The organism is Acidovorax sp. KNOB132 (assembly GCF_057541515.1).
Map to the genome: position 1 here is coordinate 1 of NZ_BAAJYT010000056.1, position 20,374 is coordinate 20,374.

General features: G+C 65.4%; 20 protein-coding genes. 6 read left to right on the forward strand and 14 right to left on the reverse strand.

The genetic code is table 11. The features are described 5' to 3' along the window. From AC27IO_RS10325 to msrA, 5 genes are all read right to left on the reverse strand, one after another. On the reverse strand, window positions 1–192 hold a 192-nt coding region (locus AC27IO_RS10325), incomplete at its 3' end, for an ATP-binding cassette domain-containing protein (protein ID WP_498738865.1). Continuing rightward, window positions 189–671, reverse strand: coding sequence for a Fur family transcriptional regulator (locus AC27IO_RS10330; protein WP_317354991.1), 483 nt, complete (start codon window positions 669–671; stop codon window positions 189–191). The genes AC27IO_RS10325 and AC27IO_RS10330, both read right to left, overlap by 4 nt. Window positions 672–809: 138 nt before the next feature. Then, entirely contained in the window at window positions 810–1,010 is a 201-nt protein-coding gene (locus tag AC27IO_RS10335; protein ID WP_317354990.1) for a hypothetical protein, read from the reverse strand. A 5-nt stretch (window positions 1,011–1,015) separates the two neighbouring features. Then, window positions 1,016–1,474 (reverse strand): hypothetical protein, encoded by a 459-nt coding sequence (locus AC27IO_RS10340; protein ID WP_487089864.1) that lies wholly within the window; start codon window positions 1,472–1,474, stop codon window positions 1,016–1,018. A gap of 132 nt (window positions 1,475–1,606) precedes the next feature. After that, window positions 1,607–2,146 (reverse strand): peptide-methionine (S)-S-oxide reductase MsrA, encoded by a 540-nt coding sequence (gene msrA / locus AC27IO_RS10345; RefSeq protein WP_498738867.1) that lies wholly within the window; start codon window positions 2,144–2,146, stop codon window positions 1,607–1,609. A 107-nt stretch (window positions 2,147–2,253) separates the two neighbouring features. Between msrA and AC27IO_RS10350 the strand changes: the two genes are divergently transcribed. From AC27IO_RS10350 to AC27IO_RS10370, 5 genes are all read left to right on the forward strand, one after another. Next, window positions 2,254–2,949 (forward strand): TetR/AcrR family transcriptional regulator, encoded by a 696-nt coding sequence (locus AC27IO_RS10350; RefSeq protein ID WP_284428381.1) that lies wholly within the window; start codon window positions 2,254–2,256, stop codon window positions 2,947–2,949. Window positions 2,950–2,980: 31 nt separating this feature from the next. After that, the gene (locus tag AC27IO_RS10355; protein WP_284428382.1) at window positions 2,981–3,691 is read left to right on the forward strand and encodes a protein-L-isoaspartate O-methyltransferase family protein; all 711 of its coding nucleotides are present in this window, start codon (window positions 2,981–2,983) and stop codon (window positions 3,689–3,691) included. A gap of 28 nt (window positions 3,692–3,719) precedes the next feature. Beyond that, a complete protein-coding gene (locus tag AC27IO_RS10360) occupies window positions 3,720–4,064 on the forward strand; it encodes a rhodanese-like domain-containing protein (protein WP_284428383.1) in 345 nt (114 codons plus the stop codon). A gap of 72 nt (window positions 4,065–4,136) precedes the next feature. Next, a complete protein-coding gene (locus AC27IO_RS10365; RefSeq protein WP_487089862.1) occupies window positions 4,137–5,468 on the forward strand; it encodes a TolC family outer membrane protein in 1,332 nt (443 codons plus the stop codon). A gap of 356 nt (window positions 5,469–5,824) precedes the next feature. Beyond that, on the forward strand, window positions 5,825–7,375 hold the full coding sequence (locus AC27IO_RS10370; protein WP_498738870.1) for a hypothetical protein: 1,551 nt from the start codon (window positions 5,825–5,827) through the stop codon (window positions 7,373–7,375). Window positions 7,376–7,450: 75 nt separating this feature from the next. Here AC27IO_RS10370 and xopAU read toward each other — a convergent pair whose 3' ends face one another. The 8 genes from xopAU to AC27IO_RS10410 form a co-directional block, all read right to left on the reverse strand. Further along, complete coding sequence (xopAU, locus tag AC27IO_RS10375; protein WP_498738872.1) at window positions 7,451–9,055, reverse strand: XopAU family type III secretion system effector serine/threonine kinase; 1,605 nt, start codon at window positions 9,053–9,055, stop codon at window positions 7,451–7,453. Window positions 9,056–9,151: 96 nt separating this feature from the next. Beyond that, window positions 9,152–9,652: a nuclear transport factor 2 family protein gene (locus AC27IO_RS10380; protein WP_498738874.1), complete on the reverse strand. Its 501-nt coding sequence runs from the start codon at window positions 9,650–9,652 to the stop codon at window positions 9,152–9,154. 344 nt (window positions 9,653–9,996) lie between these two features. Further along, window positions 9,997–12,690 carry a bifunctional acetate--CoA ligase family protein/GNAT family N-acetyltransferase gene (locus AC27IO_RS10385; RefSeq protein ID WP_498738876.1) on the reverse strand — a complete coding sequence of 898 codons (2,694 nt, stop codon included), beginning with the start codon at window positions 12,688–12,690 and terminating at the stop codon, window positions 9,997–9,999. Window positions 12,691–12,871: 181 nt separating this feature from the next. Continuing rightward, on the reverse strand, window positions 12,872–13,357 hold the full coding sequence (locus AC27IO_RS10390) for a hypothetical protein (RefSeq protein WP_487114977.1): 486 nt from the start codon (window positions 13,355–13,357) through the stop codon (window positions 12,872–12,874). Then, entirely contained in the window at window positions 13,354–14,289 is a 936-nt protein-coding gene (locus tag AC27IO_RS10395) for a hypothetical protein (protein ID WP_284428390.1), read from the reverse strand. Before AC27IO_RS10395 ends, AC27IO_RS10390 begins: the two co-directional genes overlap by 4 nt. Before the next feature lie 678 nt (window positions 14,290–14,967). After that, window positions 14,968–16,869, reverse strand: a complete 1,902-nt coding sequence (locus tag AC27IO_RS10400; protein ID WP_498738879.1) for a tetratricopeptide repeat protein — start codon at window positions 16,867–16,869, stop codon at window positions 14,968–14,970. A 59-nt stretch (window positions 16,870–16,928) separates the two neighbouring features. Then, window positions 16,929–17,549, reverse strand: coding sequence for a hypothetical protein (locus AC27IO_RS10405; protein ID WP_498738881.1), 621 nt, complete (start codon window positions 17,547–17,549; stop codon window positions 16,929–16,931). Window positions 17,550–17,772: 223 nt separating this feature from the next. Further along, entirely contained in the window at window positions 17,773–18,093 is a 321-nt protein-coding gene (locus tag AC27IO_RS10410) for a hypothetical protein (RefSeq protein ID WP_498738883.1), read from the reverse strand. Window positions 18,094–19,203: 1,110 nt separating this feature from the next. Here AC27IO_RS10410 and AC27IO_RS10415 point away from each other — a divergent pair. Then, window positions 19,204–19,416 carry a hypothetical protein gene (locus AC27IO_RS10415; RefSeq protein ID WP_498738885.1) on the forward strand — a complete coding sequence of 71 codons (213 nt, stop codon included), beginning with the start codon at window positions 19,204–19,206 and terminating at the stop codon, window positions 19,414–19,416. A gap of 138 nt (window positions 19,417–19,554) precedes the next feature. On the opposite strand, the gene AC27IO_RS10420 is transcribed toward AC27IO_RS10415, so the two are convergent. Then, on the reverse strand, window positions 19,555–20,374 hold an 820-nt coding region (locus AC27IO_RS10420; protein WP_498738887.1), incomplete at its 5' end, for a 3-deoxy-D-manno-octulosonic acid transferase.

Consider the following 20,374-nt stretch of genomic DNA (forward strand, 5'->3'; position numbering starts at 1 on the left):
CGCCTGGCCCGCCACCTCCACCGTGCCGGCGCTCGCGCGGCGCAGCCCGGCCACCAGGGCCAGCCAGGTCGATTTGCCCGAGCCGGAGCGGCCCTGCAGCAGCAGGCAGCCGCCCTGCGGCAGGTCCACATCGGGAAACCGCAGCGGTGCGGTGCCGGCGTGGGCGAAGGCCAGCGCCTGCGTGCGGATCACTCGCCGTCCCCGGGGTGCGCGGTTTGCGCGCACACGGCGCACCGGCCGCGCACGGCGACGTCCAGCGCCAGGCGGTCGTGGCCGGCCGAGGCCAGGGCCTTCAGCATCTGGCGCGCGGCCGCCTGCAGCGGGGCCGCCCCTTCGGTGACGGGAAACTGCCGGTGGCAGTCGTTGCACTCGAAATGCGGCGCGGCCGGCTCGCTCTTGTGGCCCACCAGGGTGTAGCGGGCCACGCGCTGGGCATCGATGTGCCGGCGCATCAGCCCGGCGCTGGCCAGCCGGTCCAGCAGCCGGTAGACCGTGACGCGGTTGACCACCACGCCCCGGCGTGCCAGGGCGGATTCCACCTCCGCGCCGGACACCGCGACGGAGGGCTGCGAGGACATCAGCGCCAGCAGGGCGCGCGTGGCGCGGGTGGAACGCAGACCGGGCGGCAGGGCGCGGGGCGCGGAGGGATCGGAGTGGGGAGAACGGGGCATGGCGGGCGGCCGGCGGCGCGCGCAAAAGGCGCCGGGGATGGCTTGGTAACGCAAACGGGTTGCATTATGGCAGCTTTGCCCTGAGCCACCCTTCCCATTCGGCGGTCTGGCGGTTTGCCCGCCTGCCCCACCCGGCCGCTACGGCGCCTGCCCGTCCTGCAGTTTCCGGAGCTGGCGCCGCAGCCGCACGTTGTCCAGGCTGAGGGCCAGCCAGGAGAGGCCGAAGAGTCCGTAGAACACCGCCTCCCCGAAATACGCGAATGCCAGCCACGATGCGCCTGCGCACGCCAATGCCGTGACCAGCAAGTACGTTCCGTCTTTGAAGGGGGATGGAGCCATGGGATTCACCTCAGCCGAGACAGGCTTTGCGGAGACAGCGCCAGGGTGAGCCGCCCCGCGTGCTGGCGCTGGTAGATCTGCGGGTGGGTCTGCAGCACCGTGCCCACCTGCGGGTTGAGAAAGCCGTGGCGCGACGCATAGAACAGCACGTCCGACAGTCCGGTGCCGCCCGAGATCACCCGGCCGGTGGCCACGGCCGCGCTGCCCACCGCCGCCCCGGCGAAGTAGGCCACGCCCAATGCCCCCAGCATGGCCAGGCGCTCGGGCAGCGTGCCGGCGACGATCAGCTCGCCCACCGTCACCCGCGGCCCATGCACCCGGGCGGCGTCCACCAGGGTCTTGATGGTGCCCACGATCAACGCGTAGTTCGGGAACGCGGTGGCGGGCACGGGAATCCCGAGCGCCTCCATGTTCTCCCGCCAATAGTCCAGCCACCGGGGTTCATTCTCTGCACCTGCCGACACGGTTCGACCTCCGCTTCGTTTTGTTTCGACAGGCGGAAGTCTAGACAAAAACAACGGGATATTGCCGATTAATTACGTAACTTTCGGTTGATTCTATGGTGTCCCGCCAGGGGCCGTGCTGGCGCCGCCGCATCAGTCCGGCTTCAGGAAACGCGTGAACGTCTTGCGGAATTTCTCCACCTTCGGCCCCACCACGAAGGCGCAATAGCCCTGGCCCGGGTGGTTGAGAAAATAGTCCTGGTGGTAATCCTCGGCCGGCCAGTAGCCCTTGAGCGGCACCACCTCGGTCACGATGGGGGCGCCGAAGAGCTGGTCCTGCGACATCTGCCGCACCATCGCCTCGGCTTCGGCCTGGTGCTCGGGGTTTTCGGTGTAGATGCCGCTGCGGTACTGCGTGCCCACGTCGTTGCCCTGGCGGTTCAGCGTGGTGGGGTCGTGCGTGGCGAAGAAGATCTCCAGCAGGTCGCGCAGCGCGATCACCGCGGGGTCGAAGGTCAGCCGCACCACCTCGGCATGGCCGGTGGTGCCGGTGCAGACGTCCTCGTACGTGGGGTTGGGTGCGCGGCCGTTGGCGTAGCCGCTCTCCACGTCGGTCACGCCGCGAACGCGGTCGAACACGGCTTCGGTGCACCAGAAGCAGCCGCCGCCCAGGGTGATGGTTTGCAGTGTCATGGGATGGTCTTACAGGCAAGAAGTGGCGATCGGGCCATTATGGAAGTCCTGCCGCGTTGACGCTGCTCTGCGGGATTGCTACATTACTAACCAGTCAGTCATTAATTATGAATTCGTCTCCCTCCCCCGCCCCCCCGCCGTCCACCGAGGCCTCCAAGCGCGAGCGCCGCAAGGAGGCACGGCCGGGCGAACTGCTGGACGCCGCGCTGGAACTCTTCGTCGAGAAGGGCTACGCCGCCACCAAGGTGGACGAGGTCGCGGCCCGCGCCGGGGTGTCCAAGGGCACGCTGTTCCTGTACTTCCCGAGCAAGGAAGACCTTTTCAAGGAAGTCGTGCGCCAGAGCATCGGCCGCCATTTCCCCGAGTGGGACCTGGAGATCGACCAGTACCCCCACAGCACCGCCGAACTGCTGCGCTACGCCTACCAGCTGTGGTGGGAACGCATCGGCGCCACACCCGCCTCCGGCATCACCAAGCTGATGCTTGGCGAATCCAACAACTTTCCCGACATCGTGGCGTTCTACCGCAGCGAGGTCGTCGAGCCCGGCCAGCGGCTCATCGGCCGCATCCTGCAGCGCGGCGTGGACCGGGGCGAGTTCCGCGTGCCCGACATGGATTGCGGCATCCACATCGTGCTGGCGCCGCTCATCTTCATGACGATGTGGAAGCACTCCACGGCCTGCATGCCCGACCTGGAGCGGCTCTCTCCCGAGCGCTTCATCGCCGCGCAGGTGGACAACCTCCTGTGCGGGCTCTCCGTGCCGGTGGCCGCGCCGCCCGCGGCCCCTAAAATCGAGGGTTGACCCGATCCACGATCCCGCCCGGAGTAACCCCATGAACATGCCCCTGAACACGTCCGCCAACATCAGCGATCCCATCCTGCAGGCCCGCTACAACATGATCGAGCAACAGATCCGCCCGTGGAACGTGCTGGACACCGACGTGCTGGACCTGCTGTCCGTGGTGCGCCGCGAGGAATTCGTGCCGCCCGCCTACCGCAGCATGGCGTTCATGGACATGGAGATCCCCCTCAATGCCTCCAACGAGCTGGCCCAGCGCCTGGGCCAGTGCATGCTGGCCCCGCGCGTGGAAGCCCGCCTGCTGCAGGACCTGCAGGTCAAGCCGACCGACCGGGTGCTGGAGATCGGCGCCGGCTCGGGCTATATGGCGGCCCTGCTGGCCCACCGGGCCGCGCAGGTGCTGGCGCTGGAGATCGAGCCGGACCTGGTCGAGTTCGCCCGTGAGAACCTGCGCAGCGCCGGCGTGCTGAACGCCGAAGTGCGCCAGGCCGACGGTGCCCAGGGCGCGGCGGCGCAAGGCCCCTTCGACGTGATCGTGCTCAGCGGCTCGGTGAGCGAGGTGCCGCAGGCCCTGCTGTCCCAGTTGAGCGAAGGCGGCCGGCTCGCCGCCATCGTCGGCCAGGAGCCGATGATGCGCGCCACCATCGTCCGCCGCACCGGCGACCGTTTCGAGACCACGCAGCCGTGGGACACCATCGCCCCGCGCCTGCTGCACTTCCCCGAGCCATCGCGCTTCACCTTCTGATCCCTTTTCGTCTTTCTCAGGAATCCGCATGATCGACCACGTCCGCCCCGCCCAGCTCACCGAGTGGCTCGCCGCCACCCCCGTCGGTGCCCGCCCGCTGGTGCTGGACGTGCGCGAGCCGTGGGAGCTGCAGACCGCGAGCGTCGCCGCCGAGGACGGGTTCGATGTGGCCGCCATCCCGATGGGCGAGCTGCCCACGCGCCTGGCCGAACTGGACCGCGATCGCCCCACCGCCTGCCTGTGCCACCACGGCGTGCGCAGCCTGCGCGTGGCGAACTACCTCGACCAGCAGGGCTTCGACCGCGTGGCCAACATCAGCGGCGGCATCGATGCCTGGTCGCACGAGCGCGACGCGGCGGTCCCCCGGTACTGATCGATCCCCGTGGCCGCGGCATCGGGCCCGGCAGCGTGGGGCGCCACGCCTTCCTTTTCCTGAAAGACGTTCATGACGACCTTGCTTCGGTGCATTCCCTTGTCCCTGGCCGTGGCCGCTGCGCTCGCCAGTTTCGGCGCGCAGGCCCAGAGCCTGTCCCAACTGGTGGAGATGGCGCGCGGCTATGACGCGCCCTTCCAGGCCGCCAAGGCGCAGTACGACGCCGCCGGCAGCCGCGCCGAGCAGGCCCGGGCCGGGCTGCTGCCCAGCGCCGGCCTCTCCGCCGGGGCCAACTACGCCAAGACGGAAGTCAACCGCCCGCCGGTGGACCTGAGCGCCCCCAGCCAGAGCGTGGGCCTCACCGCCTCGCAGCCGCTGTTCCGCCCGGCCAACCGCATCACCTTCGAGCAGGGCCAGCGCGGCATCGACATCGCGCAGGCCCAGCTCGAAGGCGTGGCCCAGGACCTCATCGTGCGGGTCAGCCAGGCGTATTTCGACGTGCTGGCCGCGCGCGACACCCTCACCTTCGTGCAGGCCCAGAAAACCGCCGTGGCCGAGCAACTGGCATCGGCCAAGCGCAACTTCGAGGTGGGCACCTCCACCGTGACCGATTCGCGCGAGGCGCAGGCGCGCTTCGATCTGGTCGTCGCCCAGGAGATCGCCGCCGACAACGACCTGCGCGTGAAGCAGCTGGCGCTCGACCAGGTGGTGGGCCGCCCCGGCGTGGCGCCGCAGCCGCTGGCCCAGCCCGTGCGGTTGCCCGAGGTCGCCCCTGCCGACGTGGGCACCTGGGTGCGCTCGGCCGAAGAGCTGCAGCCGCAGGTGCGCCAGGCCGCCATCGCGCTCGACGTGGCCCGCCTGGAGACGAAGAAGGCCGAAACCGGCCACCTGCCCACCGTGGACCTGCAGGCCGGCTACAGCGTCTCGCGCAACCCCAAGGGCACGCCGACCATTCCCAACGTCAACTCCCGCACCAACAACACCACCGTGGGCGTGCAGCTCACGCTGCCGCTGTTCGCAGGCTTTGCCGTGCAGAACCGCGTGAAGGAAACCCTGTCGCTCGAAGACAAGGCGCTGGCCGACCTGGACAATGCCCGCCGCACCGTGGCGCAGGCCACGCGCGCCGCGTTCTACGGCGTGCAGTCCGGCCAGGGCCAGGTGCGCGCCCTCGAGGCGGCCGAGGCCTCCAGCCAGAGCGCGCTGGAGGCCAACCAGCTGGGCTACCAGGTGGGCGTGCGCATCAACATCGACGTGCTCAACTCCCAAAGCCAGCTCTACCAGACCAAGCGCGACCTCGCCCAGGCCCGCTACAACGTGCTGCTGGGCACGCTCAAGCTGCGCCAGGCGGCGGGCACGCTGTCGCAGGACGATCTGCTGGCCATCGACGCGCTGACGGTGCGCTGAGAGGCTGCCGGCCCTTGGCCCGTCCACCGTCTGCATCCTGCGATTGCGACTGTTGAAAGGCAGCTGCCGAGTCTGGGACATTGGCGTTCGAAGGCATCGGCGGTGCCGCCCCCACCATTGAGAAAATATGACTTTTCTGCTTCGACCCAGCGCCGCGTGCTGTGGCACCGGCCGCGCTGCGCATCGACAACGTGCCTGGCGGAACACACCATGGGTGCATCCCCGGCGTTTGAAAGGTCTGCATCTGCGTTCACCGGGCGATCAGCTGTCCGGCACACCACGGACGCCTTGGTGCGTGCCGAACGAAGCCCGTGGCTGAGCCGCTCCCCGTCGCACACCGCTGGTGGCTGGGCGCGTTGCTGGCCGTGTCCCTGGCGGTGCTGGCACTGTGCGCCACCCATCCCCCACGCTGGGAGACCAATGACGACGTCGGCATGGCGATGGTGGCGCACGGCTACGGCATGGCCGCCAGCGGCTCGCCGAACCTGATTTTTTCCAATGTGGTCTGGGGCCACATCGTGCGCCTCATCCCTTCGCTGGGCGGCATCAGCGGCTATGTGGTGGCGACGTTCGCGGTTCTCGTTGCGGTCGGCACGGCTGTGCTCTACGGCCTGCGGAGCCTCGGACACGGCTGGTTGCTGGGGGGAAGCGTGGTCGTTTTCCTGCTGGTCCGGCCGTTGCTGCTCCCCCAGTTCACGGTCAACGCGGGCTTGATGGCGGTTGCCGCCGTCATCTGCTTGAACGTTTTCGCCCAGGCGAGACAGATGCCGGTGCTGTGGCTGAGCGTCGGCCTGCTGTTTCTCAGCGCCATGGTGCGCAGCCATGAATGCATGCTGGTCATGCTGGTCGCCTTGCCCCTGTTGCCCTGGCGTGCGCTGGCACGAGGCCACGCGCCACGCTGGGCTTTCGCCGTGCTCGCCCTGGCCCTGCTGGCTGCCGCATGGCTGGACTGGCAGGCCTACAGGGCGCCGGAGTGGAAGGATTTCAACGACCTGAACCTGGTGCGGGCGGCATTCACCGATTTCGGCGCCGGACAACATCTCATCACCCGTCCCGAGATCCTGGGCCGGCACGGCTACACGGCCAACGACCTGGCCTTGGTAGGCAACTGGTTCTTCTCCGACCCACGCCTGGCCGATCCCATGGCCTTGAAGGCGATGCTGGCCGATGTCGGCTTTTTGGCACTGCGCACCGACGCGCTGGCCTCGGGCTGGGAAGGGGTTCGCGCGCTGTGGCAGCCGGATCTTCGGGTCTCGCTGGCCGCAGCGTTCTTGCTCGGCCTGCTGCTGCCGAATCGCAAGGTGGCCGCGACCTGGTTGCTGTGCATCGCTGCCGTGTTCATGATGGGGCTGCTCGGCCGGCCTGGCGTCCTGCGCGTGTATGTGCCGCTGATGGCCCTGCTGACCGTCGCGCCGTTGCTCTTCAACGGTGGTGGGCGCCATCGACGGCGCCCCGTCGTCTTCGCCACGGTGATGGTGGCTGCTATGGTGGGCGCCTGGATGGCCGTCGGCTTTTGGCAAGCCTTGCAGCACAAGGACGAACAGGCGCGCAGAGAACTGGATTCGCTGCCGTCGGGATCGATTGTGGTCTGGGGCGCCGCCTTCCCGTTCGAGGCGGTCTACCCGCCGTTCAGCACTGCCGCCGTGCGTGAGCGATACCGGGTGTATTCGCTGGGTGCGTTCACCTTGGTTCCCGATACCGTCGCTCGGCAGGAGGACCAGGCCGGACGCGGTTTCGTCAGCCTGCTGCAGCGCGAGGAAGGGGTTGCCATCTTTGCCTCCGATTCGCATCTAAGCTGGCTGGACGTGTACTGCAGCCAGCGTCTGCACGGGGTGCCGGAGCAATTGCAGACATGGCGGGCAGGCAGCCAGCTGGCCAGCCGCCGCCGGTGCACCACAGTGCCATGACCGGAGGCCATCCCATCCCGTATCGGGCCCACGTTGGCGCAGTGAATCTTCCGAAATGCTTTCGGCAGTGTGCTTTCAAGCCGCGCGCTTCGATCGCTGATAGATGGCATGGACCTCGTCTCGTGGCGGCAGTTCGCTGAAAATCGGGGCACGCAGCAGTTCTTCTGCACTGGCGCGCTCGTCCAGCCGCCTGTTGACCATACGGTTGAAGAACTGCACGATGTCCTCCTTGCTTTTTACCGGCAAAGTCCTCAACGCATCCATGAACGGAAAGGTCTCTACCGAAGACGCGCTGCTGATGCCGATCAGGCCCATGGGGAAGTCCGGCGATTTCAGGAAATGCACGAGCAACTGGGCCACGCTGTAGACGTCGCGCTTGTGGTGGCTGGCCGAGGCACGCATTTCGACGTATCCCCAGGTGCCCATGCGCAGGGGCTCGCCCTTCTCGACCCCCAGGCCCATGTCGATCAGCCGGAACATCTTCTGGCGCTCGTCGTAGAGCACGTTGTTGTGCGAAATGTCCTGGTGCACCACCCCCTCGTCGGCAAAACGCGAGGCGCCAATGAGCACGTCGGCCACCATTTCCCAGGCCAGGGCCAGGTACTCCAGCGGCTTGATGTCCCCCTGGTTCAGCGCCTGGCGGGACAAGTCGATCACCTGGCTGACCTTGGGGCCTTCGATCTTCTCCGCCAGGATCCCGAACAGGCTGCCGATCTGGACCAGGCCATAGACCCGCATGACCTGGGCGGTTTCGCCGAGCGCCGCCGCCACCTGGTATTCCTTGTGGATCTTGGCCTTTTCCTGCGCGATGGCATCGGTCGGGTCCGTGCCCTCCTCCAGCGTGTCGTACAGCGTGCGGGAGGCAGGGTTGGCAGGATCGGTGCTCAGCATGGCCTTGAACACGAAATCCCGCCCGCAATCCCTGCCATCGCGCCAGAAGTTCTCGGACAGCCGCACCGCGTAGGCCGTGCCTGCGGCGCCTGCGCCCAGTCGCCGCAGGCCCTGTGCGGCATGGGAAGTGCCGTCGCCGGAAGACTCCAGCGCGACGGCGGTGAAGCCGTTGCCGATGTCCGCCGCGCCCGGTTTCATCGCCGCGAGTCTTTCCACCAGGTCCGGCGCGCTGCACTGCTGGCTGAGCTTGCGCACCAGGCGCGGGCTGAGCACCACGCCCGGGCTGGTCGAGCGCATCACGCTCTGGAGCCGTCTCTCCTGGCCCAGGGCCAGGGCAGCATTCCAGGAATCGGACGCCCGGTGCCTCGCCACCGGCGTGGGCGGGTCCAGGAGGGCCGTGAGGATCGAAGGCGGGCTGGAGAACGCTCTCGCGCCCGGGCTGGACCGGGGCGTCGACAACGGGCTGCCGACCCCCGGCAAGGAGCGGGGACTGAACCACCCGGCCATGCGGTCGCCCAGCGCGGGAAGCTGCGCATTGAACCGCAGTCCTTCGCTGGCCCGCTCGCCCAGTGTCCGCCGCCTCCGCTCCAGCAGGAGCGACGGGTGGCTGGCCCCGGGGGCAGGAGTGCCCGGGTTCGCGGGGGGCGGGGTCGCCTGGCTGGCGGATTCTCGGTTCTCCGCCACACTGCGTTGGGGGCTTGCAGAGAGCGGATGAGAGATCATGGAGGGGGAGCGTGCGGAGGGGATGCGGCAGGGGCCTTGACTACAACCCAGCCAGGCCGGTGCCATCCGCGCCGGCGCGAACCGATGCGCTGCATGGCGAATGCATCTCCCGGACCCAGCAGGTGCGCCGACGGTCGGGCCCCTGCCCCCTGCTGCCGCCTCTCAGGGGTTTGACGGCTTCACCGCGCCATCCCAGTGCTCGGCGATCTTGCCGTTCTCGATGCGGAACATGTCGAACCAGGTGGTGGTGTACTGGCGCGTCGGGTCCTTCGGCTCGGCGTACTCGCGCACGAAACTCAGGATGACCATGTCGCGTTCGGCGACGATCGAGACCAGCGGCGCCTTGATGCGATCCTCCACGGGCTTCGGCGTGGGGTTCCGTCGCTGGATGAAACCCACCATGGCCGAGCGGCCGGTGGGCACGTTCGGGTTGTGCTGGATATACGACTCGGCCACGTATTTCTCGGCCTGGGCCACTTGCCCGGCCTCGAACACCTCGCGCCAGAAGTCGTAGACCAACCGCTTGTTGGCGCGCAGTGCCGGGTCCGCGCTTGCCAGCAACGGCGCCTGGTCGGCCGCGGGCTGAACGGGCACCTGCGCCACGGCCGCCAGCGGCAGGGAGGCGGCGAGCGCCAGCAGAAGGTGGGTGAGCTGTGTTTTCATGGATCGGTTGGGGTAACGGGTTGCGAGAAGGGACGGGCCATGGGCCAATCGCAAAACTCCGGGAGCCGGGTGCCGCCCGGGTGCTGCGATGTTCGCCGGTCCGCTCTTGCGGAACAAGCAGGGAGCCGGCGGTACCTTGCGCTGCAGCGCGCTGAAAGCGCTGATTCCCGGGTCGACGATGCGGTCACGCCGTTGGGACATTCGTTTCTGCAGCCCATGCGGATCCTGATCGCCTGGGGCCGGCAGAACCACCAGAGCGCGGGGCGGGACGGGCAGCGTGCGGGCCGGCGCTGCCCCGTCCGGCCCTGTGATGCGGAGAGGCACGCTGGCGCTGCCGGCGTGCCTCAAAGCTGGTGCGTCACCAGCTTGAAATCCGGATCGTCCGGGTACGCCTTCACCTCGAAGCCCAGGCGCCGCATCAGCTTGAGCATGCTGGGGTTGTTGGCCAGCACCAGCCCGTCGACCTCGGACAGTCCGCGGTCGCGGGCCACGTCCATGATGCTGAGCATCAGGCGCGATCCCAGGCCGCGGCCGTTGAAGTCGTCGGCCACCACCAGCGCGAACTCGCAGCTGGACTGGTCGGGGTTGGTCACGTAGCGCGACACGCCCACGATGCGCTCGGTGCCGATGATCTCGCCGTCCTCGCCCGCGCTGCGTTCGCGGTACACCGCCACCAGCGCCATCTCGCGGTCGTAGTCGATGAGCGTGAAGCGCGCCAGCATCGAGGCCGGCAGCTCGGCGATCTGCGAGATGAAGCGAAAGTACCGGCTCTCGGGCGACAGTTCCTTGACCAGCTTTTGCAGCATCTGCGCGTCGTCGGGCCGCACCGGGCGCACCAGGTATTCGCCGCCGCCGCGCAGGGGCCACACCTGCTCGTAGCGCGCCGGGTACGGCAGGATGGACAGGTGGCTGTAATGCTCGCTGCGCCCGCCCATGGACTGCGCGGCGTGGCCGACCACGATGCGGGCGTCCACGGCGACGGCGCCCTGCTCGTCCACGATCAGCGGATTGATGTCCATCTCGCGCAATTGCGGCAGCGCGCACACCATTTCGGACACGCGCAGCAGCACCTGCTCCAGCGCCTCGCGGTTGGCCGCGCTGGCGCCTCGCCACTCGCCCAGCGTTTCGGCCACGCGCGAGCGCTCGACGAGCCGGCGCGCCAGGAACTGGTTGAGCGGTGGCAGCTCCATGGCGCGGTCGTCGATCAGCTCGATCATCGTGCCGCCCGCGCCGAAGGTGATCACCGGGCCGAACGGGTCGTCCGTCACCAGGCCGATGCAGATCTCGCGCCCGCGCCGGGCGCGCGCCATCTTCTGCACCGTCACGCCCTGGATGCGCGCGCCCGGTTGCAGGCGGGCCACGCGCTGCACCATGTCGGTATAGGCATCGCGCGCCGCCGCCCCGGTGTGGATGTCGAGCGCCACGCCGCCCACGTCGGACTTGTGGCTCACGTCGGGCGAATCGATCTTGAGCGCCACCGGAAAGCCCAGCTGCGTGGCGATCATCATCGCCTCGTGCGCGCTGCGCGCCAGCAGCGTCTTGGTCACCGGCACGTTGAACGCAGCCAGCAGCGTCTTGGACTCCATCTCGGTCAGCACATGCCGGCGCTCAGCCAGCACGCTTTCGATCATCAGCCGCGCGCCCTCGATGTCGGGCTTGGCCAGCGAGGTGAGCGGCGGCGGCGTCTGCTGCAGCAACTGCTGGTTCTGGTAGAACGAAGCAATATTGCCGAAGGCCCCCACGGCCGCCTCGGGCGTGCGGAAGCTGGGAATGGCGGCCGCGCGCAGCACTTCGCGCGCCGGGCCCACCGAGGCATCGCCCATCCAGCACGCCAGCAGCGGCTTGCCCATCAGGCGCTTGGTCTCGGCCAGCGCGGTGGCGACCGCGGCGGCATCGGTGCCCGGCTTGGGCGAATAGATGGCGAGCACGCCGTCGATCTGGCGGTCCTTCTCGGCCGCCTCGACCGCACGCCGAAAATGCTCCGGTCCCGCCTCTTCCGACACGTCGATCAGATCGGCCAGGGACGCCAGCGGCGGCAGCTGCGGGGCCAGCGCCTCGGCCGAGGCTGGGGACAGGCGGCCCAGCTGCAGCAGGATCTCGTTCACCCAGTCGGCCGCCAGCACGCCCGGCCCGCCGCCGTTGGTGACGATGGCCAGCCGCCGGCCCACCGGCCGGTAGCGCGAGGCCAGGCACTTGGCGGCGGAGAACAGCTCCACGAACGACCGCACCCGCACCGCGCCCGCGCGGCGCAGGGCCGCGTCGAACACGTCGTCGCTGCCCACGATGGCGCCGCTGTGCGTGTGCGCCGCCTCGTTGCCCGCCGGCTTGCGCCCGGCCTTGAGCACCACCACCGGCTTGGCGTTGGCCGCCGAGCGCAGCGCGCTCATGAAGCGGCGCGCGCTGGAGATGCCTTCCATGTACACCACGATGCTCTGCGTGCGCGCGTCGTTGGCCAGAAAGTCCAGCACCTGGGCGATGTCCACGTCGGTGTTCGGCCCCAGCGACACCACCGTGGAAAAGCCCACCGCGTTCTTGGTGCCCCAGTCCAGGATGGACGCGGTGAGTGCTCCCGACTGGCACACCAGCGCCAGTGACCCCTCCCGCGCCAGCGGGCCGGCCGCGCTGGCATTGAGCTGCAGGTGCGGGCGCTGCAGGCCCAGCGAGTTGGGGCCCAGCAGGTGCATGCCCTCGCGCCGGGCGATGTGCTTGAGCCGCGCCGCCTGATCAGCGTCCGTGCCGTGCGACATCACCAGCGCGGCGCGGCAGCCGATCCGCCCGGCCACCTCCAGCGCCGCCACCACATCCTCGGGCGGCAGCGCGATCAGGGCCAGGTCCGCGCGTGTCTGCGCCAGATCGGCCAGCGTGCCGCTGGTGTGGATGTCCAGGAACTGCAGCGTGCCGCTGAAGTGCTGCGCCCGCAGCGCGGTGTGCAGCGCGCGGGCGCACGGCGTGAGCGACTCGGGCGCATCGGCCCGGCCGGCCAGCACCACGATGGAGCTGGGGGCGAAGAGCGGGGTGAGGTAGTGTTTTTCGATCATGGCAAGCAGGCAGCGGGCAAGCAGACAGGCAGGCAATCCATCGCATCGGTCGGCCAGGACGGACGAATGGGCGCCAGTGGCTGGCATTTTGCGGCATCGCGGCCACCGTGGGCGCCCCGGCGCTGGGTAATGTGCGCCGCCAGGCACGCGCCGTGGCTCTTGGCAGCCGTCCAAACGGCCGTTACAGGTCCTCCGTGCGGTCCAGCCAGTCCGAGATGATCGCGTGCACCAGCCACAGTGTCTGGAACAGCATGGCCCCGGCGAACGCGGCGATCGCCACGCAGGCCAGGAAGCAGGCAAAAACGTCCAACAGGCCCAGCGTGACCTGCGCCGCCGCCCCGATGAGCGCCGAGACGATGGACGCAAAAATCAGGTTGCTCACATTGCGGACCTGCGCATAGCGCCGGATGCGCGGGTCGATCTTTTTCAGCTGCGCGAACAGCTCGCGGTAGCCCGGCGTGTCGAACACCGTCTCCTTGAACTTGACCACGATGAAGATCTTGAGCGACAGCAGGAAGCTGCCAGTGGTGAGCAGGCCCGTGAACAGGCTGGCGCGGATCTTCTCGCCATAGAACTGCATGGCCCCATCGGCGTCGGGCACCCCAAAGACCACACCGGCCACCACGGCGGCCGAGAACAGCAGCGCCTGGAGCACATACCGCCTCATCGCATCGGCATCTCGAAAATGTGGCGGTGCTCGCGGCACTGCCGCAGCAGCTCCTCGACCACCCAGGCGGTGGAAAAGCGTGTCACGTCCAGCTGGTCGAGCCTGGAGGCCAGCTGGTCATAGTCGTATTCGCCGAAATTTTCCGGGTTGTCCAAGATGGAAATCACTTTCTCGACGCCATGGGCATCCACCCCTTCGATGCGGCCGCGCTGGGGGCGCTCCGCCCTCACGCACGCCTGGATGGCCGCCGCCAGCATTTTGCCGGGCGTGCCCGCCACGAAGGTGATCTTGCTGGAGCGGTTCTTGATGTAGGCCGTGTGGGCCTTGAACTGCGCCTGCGGCACCTCGGGCGTGGCGACCACGTATTCGAAACTCTTCACCTTCTCCAGTTCTTCGATCATGGACTGCAGCGCCTCTTGCCGCACCAGCACTTCCCAGGAGAAGCGGGCATTGTGCTCGCGTCGGATTTTGACGCGCCGCGCCTCGGTCAACTCACTGCCACCAGCCGCCGCGATTTTCTCGGCGATCGCCTGCTCCTTGTACTGGTTGAAATGGGTGCCGGCCAGGTGGCAGAAGGTGCTCACGCTGCAGGAGTGGTGGTAGTACTGGTACATGCCCGCCCCCGTGCGCTTGTGCAGCACGAAGAAGTTGAAATCCATCAGACTGGCATCGCGGCGCACCTGCGCCACACGCACCAGGATGTTGGTGGGCGCGCGCACCAGTTCGCAATAGGTCTTGTGGTCCTTGACGGTGATGACCACGCCCACGTGGTAGTCGGGGTCCGCCGAATCGTTCAGGAAGAACAGGCGCTGCCCATCCGCGGGCGCGCTGGGGTCGTAGCCCCGGGCGGAAAGGGCCTGCGCGAAGGTCTCCAGCGACAGGGGGCCTTGCGGTTGAAGGACAAACCGGAATCCCATGAATTTGACTCGCATTGCTTTGCCTCCTGAAAGGGTTGCCTGGCCAGCGTGCGTACCCCTTGGCAGGTGTGAGGCGGCGGGCGATGGATGCGGAGCCAGGGGACCGGTCGGCTGGCTTCGCTGATGAGTGGAACGTGTGTCGGCCTGTGAATGGGGGGGGCTGGCCGAGGCACGGGGGTGGCTCACGCCTCGTGGGCGCTTCGAGCCGTGTAGGTCATTAGCACCGCGAAGGATGAGGGAACACCTTTGAAGTACTGTACTTAAAAACAGTATTTCAGGCAATCTGACATGCCCTGGGGCGAATTGAGGAATGAGTCAACTCAGCATGTGGGCCGAGCAATGCTGGAAAAGACCAGTCGTGGCGGGCAGCTACGGGCCCGTCACGGTCTGTCACTATTCAAAATCTGATGACCTAAAGCCGTCGTCGACGAAAAGAGAGACTGCGGCTATTGGGCCGGAGATAGAGGATGCGTAGTCGAACGGTAGCCGTCAATCTTTTTCCTCAGATCAAAATGACTCAACGACCAGTAGTGGAACATTCCTCTGAACCACGTATTCGGTCTCATCGAGGAACTCGGGCCTATGGTTCTTTTTTTGTTATCGAGCCTTGGCTAATCTGTTTCACAGGCTGGATCGCTGCGACTCAGGCCGAGGCAAGCAGCAAGGCACCGCCCGAGGTTTTGCAGACCTGCCCTAGCTGAAGCCGTGTCTTTCGAGAAAAATCATCGGTTCGTCGAATCCGGGCTGGGCTACCTTCTCGGCTTGCTGCGCGAAGTGCAGGGCCCGGAGCCGATTGTTTGGCTCCGGCGATGCATCTAGTACGAGTGCCAGATTGAAAAGGCGTACAGCGTGAGGAGGATCGCCCAGCGCACCCGCCGCGTAGAGGATAGCTTCCTCGTGCCGCCCTGCTCGGGACAGCGCTAGTGCATACCAAGACCTGGCCCATTCGTTCCCACGGTCAGCCTCAATGGCTCGCAAAAAGTACGGCTCAACCTCGACGAGAGGCCACCCCTGGCCGTCTAGCACTCGACCCATTGTTGCCAGCGCAGCGCTGTCGTCCGGCATGAGTTCGATGGCCCGCCGCAGAGGCTCAATCGCTCGCACCTTTCCGTCGATGGTCTTCTCGTAGGCGAGACCAATACCGCGGAGACACTTTGCGCGTTCGGCGTCAGTATGCGCAAATTCCAATGCGCGCTGCATCAACTTTACGACGCGATACCAAGCTCGCACCTGAGTGCTTGCCCGGGCCATCGAGAAAAAATGCTTGAACCAAAACCTGTCGGAATCGTTCGCAGCCTGAGCGCGATGCAGAGCCTCGAGGGCCTTCTGAACACGTTTGCTGCGCGCCTGGACGAGATCCATTTTGATCGAGCGTCTCAACCTTGGCGGCAGTTCGCCAATCGCCCGGTTGTCCATCAGTGATCCAATGAAATCGCCTTCGTCGCGCTTCACGCACGACCGCGTATTTAGAATCACCGCTCGATTCTCTGGACGTGCTACACGCAGCGCATGATCCAAATCCTCGCGCGCTTCCTTCCATTGCCCCAGTTCCCAGTGCACGGTCGCTCGAGTGTTTAGCGCGATGGAGCGACTATCCTGCCGAGAAATCGCTACGGCGCGATCAAGGTCACGCAGCGCCCCGGCGGGGTCGCCGCGCTCACGTTTCAAGCCCGCTCGCTGGATTAGAACGATCGCATGAACACGATGGGCATGCTCTTCCGCCTCGTCAAGTGCGACCAACGCTTTGTCAAAGCGATGGCGTTCGTACTCGATCACCCCCACCCGGCAAAGCAGCAGAGCTCGCCAGTCTCCGTCGCACATAGAGATCGCGCGCCAGAGGTCCGTGAGGGCATCCAGATGGCTCCCGAGCTGGCGCAATATCTCCGCGCGCAACGCTAATGCCCAGATGCATTTGTTCCAAGACCTAAGTGTTTCGAAGAGATCAACCGCTTGGTTCAAGCGATCAAGCGCAGCGTCCAAGTGGCCGCGCTGCATGTCGATCTCGCCTGCAAGCTGCATGGCCCACGCCACAAGTTCGTTGGACTTTCCAGATTCAGCGACACTCAGCAGGTTCGGATAGGCTCGGTCGTTGTCATGGTCGCGATACGCTGACAAGGCGCGCAGGAAAGTTGGCTCGATGGCATCCGCAGCGAGAGTACCCATGCGCTGTTGCTCTTGCGACAGTGAGCCGGCTAGCCATAGCTCCCCGTTGTCGGAAACGTTGGCGACGCGGGCATACTCCTGCAGGGCTTCTTCGGAAAAGCCCAGTTCTCCCGTGTGATAAGCCATTCCGGCCCGGGTGAACAAGTAAGCTGGTATCAGATCGCCCGCCGCCGCTCGGTTGCCAGTCCTGCCGATTTCCAGCAACAGCGTATGGACGTCTTCCAGCGGCACCTTGTCCTCGCGGGCCGATTGTCGGAGCGCCGTACGCACGTCGGCAGTGAAGTGCCACTCGCTGTTGCGTGGCACGATGTAGTCAGCGCAATGCAGCAATTCTAGGAAAGTGTCTGCGGAAGCCTCAGAAATGCCTTGTACCTCAAGCAACCGCCGGGCTACATCGTCGGTAAGGCTTTCGGCAGCGCTGAGTGCCTGCATGAGGCGCCGCAGTCTGAGAGGGGCGCCTTCGAGAAATTGGAGCGCATCAACCGTGGACATCAGTATTCCTGGAGGTCGGCAATGAATCTCAAGAGGCGATTGTGAAGCGCGCTAACGTCGTGCTTATTGCTCAACACATAGCCCTTCGCAACATTCGCGTTGCTGACTGCATCATTACCAGGAACTTTGTCTGAAATCAATGCAGTCACATCCTCGATTGCATGCTCTACATCTTTTCCGTCCAGCAACGGGGCTAGCGTCACCTCGCAGTCATACTCACACTCGCGAAGGTCACGAGTGATGTCCCCCATTTCGTCATCGATCATCCGCACTAGTAAGAGTCCGTCCGAAGTCAAGTCGTTGGCCCTGATCCAGATGCTCGACCAAAACTCGGCCTGATCTTCGGAAGATCCTCCGAGCAAGACCATCATGAAACGCTTCGTCTTCAGATGCTCGCTCAATTCGGACACCAGTAGCGAAACCCACTCGTTGCGCTCAGCAATCCGGTCGGAATCGCCGTCGAAATAGAAGTTGGCTTCGATATGCTGGTCGCCTCCGGCGGTGTTGTTGGACAACACCGTCTCCGCCTCGACAAACATGCTCGCCGGCATTGGCTTCATCAGCGGCTGCTTGTTCAGGATACGAGCGAACTCGCTCCGGATGCCCGCGAGATAGCGCACCTTGTAGTTCGCGGGGTCGAGCCGAATCGAGACCCCGAGAGGCTTCGCTGTATGAGGGCGACTTTCGAAGTCCGACTTGAGTATTGTGAGAAACGCATTGGCCCCGCAACTCGCGCCTCGGTAGCGCACGTTTACGACACCGCCCTTCCCATCAAGATATGGTCGCAGTTTACTGAACTGGCGGCGCCAGTCGATATGTATAGCCATACTACGAACTTGGCAGTCAGCCGATCTTGATGGTCTGGTCACCAGTGGCTTTATTGCCGGAGCCGATAGCTCTGGGGCCAGTTGGAATCGCTGTCGAGGCAATTTCAATTTGCTGTTTACCCTGAGTTTCGTTGTGGCTGCCAATGCCGTTCACTAAGACGGCGGACTTCTTCGCAGTGCGACGCTCAAACAGGACCGCAGCACTGAAGAACACAGCAAAACCTACCACGATTGAGCCACTGTAGGCCCATCCTTGCAGGGAGTTCCAATGATTGATTGCGGCTGTCACAAGACCGCCGCAGATGCCAGTCAATATTCGACCGATAACGTTATTCATTAACCTATTTCCTCCTCATCACAGACAGAACGCCCGTGCGCCCCTAACCTCGCGCGAATCATCATACCGTACTGAAATGCGATATCAGAACTCGCACAACACCATCGAAAATGGATCGATCCGAGCACGGTAAAGTAATCGGCGACGCTACTTGCTCCTCACGCTGCTCCACCACTCCAGTGGCGCGAACCCTTCGAGGATTGCACCTGCGCGGCCTATAGGCCGGACAGTTGGCTATGCCAAAGCTGCCATTCGGAAGTGACCGCTTCTGCCCGACTTCTGTCCTACACGGCAGGACGCTCAGGGCCCAAGGCGGCAGGTCGCCCTCTACCCAAACCAGGCATGGAAACTACGTGTCGGAATGGTCTAGAAGCGATTTTCCTAGCGCTTGAGCATCAGCCAGTGAACCTACAAGAGACGGACCTTCCCACAGTTGCAGCTCGGCGCTTCCTTCGTTTCGCAATCGGCACTCAAACACTGTGAGCTTCGTGACAGTGCCGTCAGCCGAACGAGTTGCGCGGGCGAATCGACATCTATCGACCAACAGAAGTGTCCAAATCTCAATCTCTCTTGTTGTCTCAAGAAGAAGTATCGATCCATCGATTTCCACTGGCGCAAACTCTTGAGGATCATTTACCGCCCCGCCCGTGCCCCACAGGTTTGCACCTTTCCCACACCGACGTTTTGCGGCTAGGGCACTGAGGCTCAACAGCCAACGCAGTGGATTCATTGACAGTAAGGTCTGCTGCGGGCCGGCTGCATTTGTCGAACTACCAGAATTGGTACCAAGGCTTCTCTATCCCAACTGGAGTCGGTCTTGCAGGCTGAAAGGGAGGTTGGCTAACTTCAGCTTGCAAGAGTTCCATAAGGTGGGAGTCCAGTTTGTGCAAATCCCCGATCCGACAGTAGTCGGTGGTTGGGATTCGCAGAATAGGTTGACTCGTCCAATAAGCCTTTGTGCACTTGAAATCCACCGACGATGTCCTCGGGTGGTATTGGGCATTCAGGAGATTGTGTCCGCCCATCAATGATGAACACGTGTCCCTCTAATTGGCTCCTAGCAGCCGCTTGAAGGCCTGGAAGGCTCGGGCCATGCCTTCGAATAACGTCATGCATGAACTCGACGAACGCGGGATTCCTCATAAAGTTCGTCGACTCGATCACATCCGTTGTCGATGGGTGAATCAACTGACCAACGATCTGCCTTGGGCTCAACCCACTGAGTTGAGCTTCGGACACGTTCGCCAAGGCAATGGTGTTGTCTCGCCGCTCTCTTCCATAACTTGGCAAGCAATTACGGGCAATGTCCGCGTTGGCATTTGAAGAAGTAGAGAATTTGTATTGATGGATCGCAAGTTATTGCACTTGCACCAGACAACTGGTCATGGCCGGCAGCCGACTTCCCAAATCTGTGGAAACCGCTGTAGAGCAGCGAGTAGACTGCCACCTGCTTTGGCTTTTTCATTGGGAATCCACAGCGCCCACAGGACTTGATGGCCTGAAGTCCCCCGAGCCCCCCACCTGCACCCGCAACATCTGCGCCACAGCCAGCGCCGTCGCCAACGCCGCCCCCCGGTGCGCGCTGGTAAACGCCACCGCCCTGCCCTGCACTTCCTCCAGCCTCGGCCCATCCCCCACCAGCGCCTCCGCCACACCCACCCCCTCGGCCATGTCCTTCACCCGCAGCGCCGCCCCCGCTTCGCAAGCCAACCGTGCCGCCTCGGCAAAGTTGAACGTGTGTGGCCCCGTCACCACCGGGCAGCCGCAGGCTGCCGCCTCGATCAGGTTCTGGCCGCCCAGCGGCGCGTAGCTGCCGCCCAGCAGGGCCGCGTGCGAGAGGCCGTAGTACAGCGCCATCTCGCCCAGCGAGTCGCCCAGCCACACGTCGGCGGTGCCGGGTGCGGCGCCCCAGGTGCTGCGGGGCGACACGGTCAGGCCGGCGGCCTCGATCAGCTCCCGCACCTGGGCGAAGCGCTGGGGGTGGCGTGGCACCACCAGCCACTGCACGGGCAGGGCTGCTGCCGATGCTTCTGCGACGGATGCTCCCGAATTGATAGCAGAATGCCCTAGTGTTATTTGTGCTGGAGGCCGTTTTGACTGCAAGGCCTCCAGCCACATCGCTTCCTCGCCCTCGCGACTGCTGGCCAATAGGACCACGCGGCGGCCGGTGGCGTCGCGCCATTGGCGGCCTTGCGCCAGTTGGGCGGCGTCGGGCACCACGTCGAACTTGAGGTTGCCGAACACGCCCTGCACGCGGGCGCCGGCCGCGCGCAGGCGCTCG

Bases quoted from the DNA above. Each gene is read 5' to 3' on its own strand.
- msrA (WP_498738867.1), bottom strand. From the start codon at position 2,146: ATGACACTGCAAACCATCACCCTGGGCGGCGGCTGCTTCTGGTGCACC.
- AC27IO_RS10350 (WP_284428381.1), top strand. From the start codon at position 2,254: ATGAATTCGTCTCCCTCCCCCGCCCCCCCGCCGTCCACCGAGGCCTCC.
- AC27IO_RS10395 (WP_284428390.1), bottom strand. From the start codon at position 14,289: ATGCGAGTCAAATTCATGGGATTCCGGTTTGTCCTTCAACCGCAAGGC.
- AC27IO_RS10415 (WP_498738885.1), top strand. From the start codon at position 19,204: ATGCATGAACTCGACGAACGCGGGATTCCTCATAAAGTTCGTCGACTC.
- AC27IO_RS10385 (WP_498738876.1), bottom strand. From the start codon at position 12,690: ATGATCGAAAAACACTACCTCACCCCGCTCTTCGCCCCCAGCTCCATC.
- AC27IO_RS10390 (WP_487114977.1), bottom strand. From the start codon at position 13,357: ATGAGGCGGTATGTGCTCCAGGCGCTGCTGTTCTCGGCCGCCGTGGTG.
- AC27IO_RS10400 (WP_498738879.1), bottom strand. From the start codon at position 16,869: ATGCAGGCACTCAGCGCTGCCGAAAGCCTTACCGACGATGTAGCCCGG.
- AC27IO_RS10410 (WP_498738883.1), bottom strand. From the start codon at position 18,093: ATGAATAACGTTATCGGTCGAATATTGACTGGCATCTGCGGCGGTCTT.
- xopAU (WP_498738872.1), bottom strand. From the start codon at position 9,055: ATGGCACCGGCCTGGCTGGGTTGTAGTCAAGGCCCCTGCCGCATCCCC.
- AC27IO_RS10355 (WP_284428382.1), top strand. From the start codon at position 2,981: ATGAACATGCCCCTGAACACGTCCGCCAACATCAGCGATCCCATCCTG.
- AC27IO_RS10330 (WP_317354991.1), bottom strand. From the start codon at position 671: ATGCCCCGTTCTCCCCACTCCGATCCCTCCGCGCCCCGCGCCCTGCCG.
- AC27IO_RS10380 (WP_498738874.1), bottom strand. From the start codon at position 9,652: ATGAAAACACAGCTCACCCACCTTCTGCTGGCGCTCGCCGCCTCCCTG.
- AC27IO_RS10365 (WP_487089862.1), top strand. From the start codon at position 4,137: ATGACGACCTTGCTTCGGTGCATTCCCTTGTCCCTGGCCGTGGCCGCT.
- AC27IO_RS10360 (WP_284428383.1), top strand. From the start codon at position 3,720: ATGATCGACCACGTCCGCCCCGCCCAGCTCACCGAGTGGCTCGCCGCC.
- AC27IO_RS10335 (WP_317354990.1), bottom strand. From the start codon at position 1,010: ATGGCTCCATCCCCCTTCAAAGACGGAACGTACTTGCTGGTCACGGCA.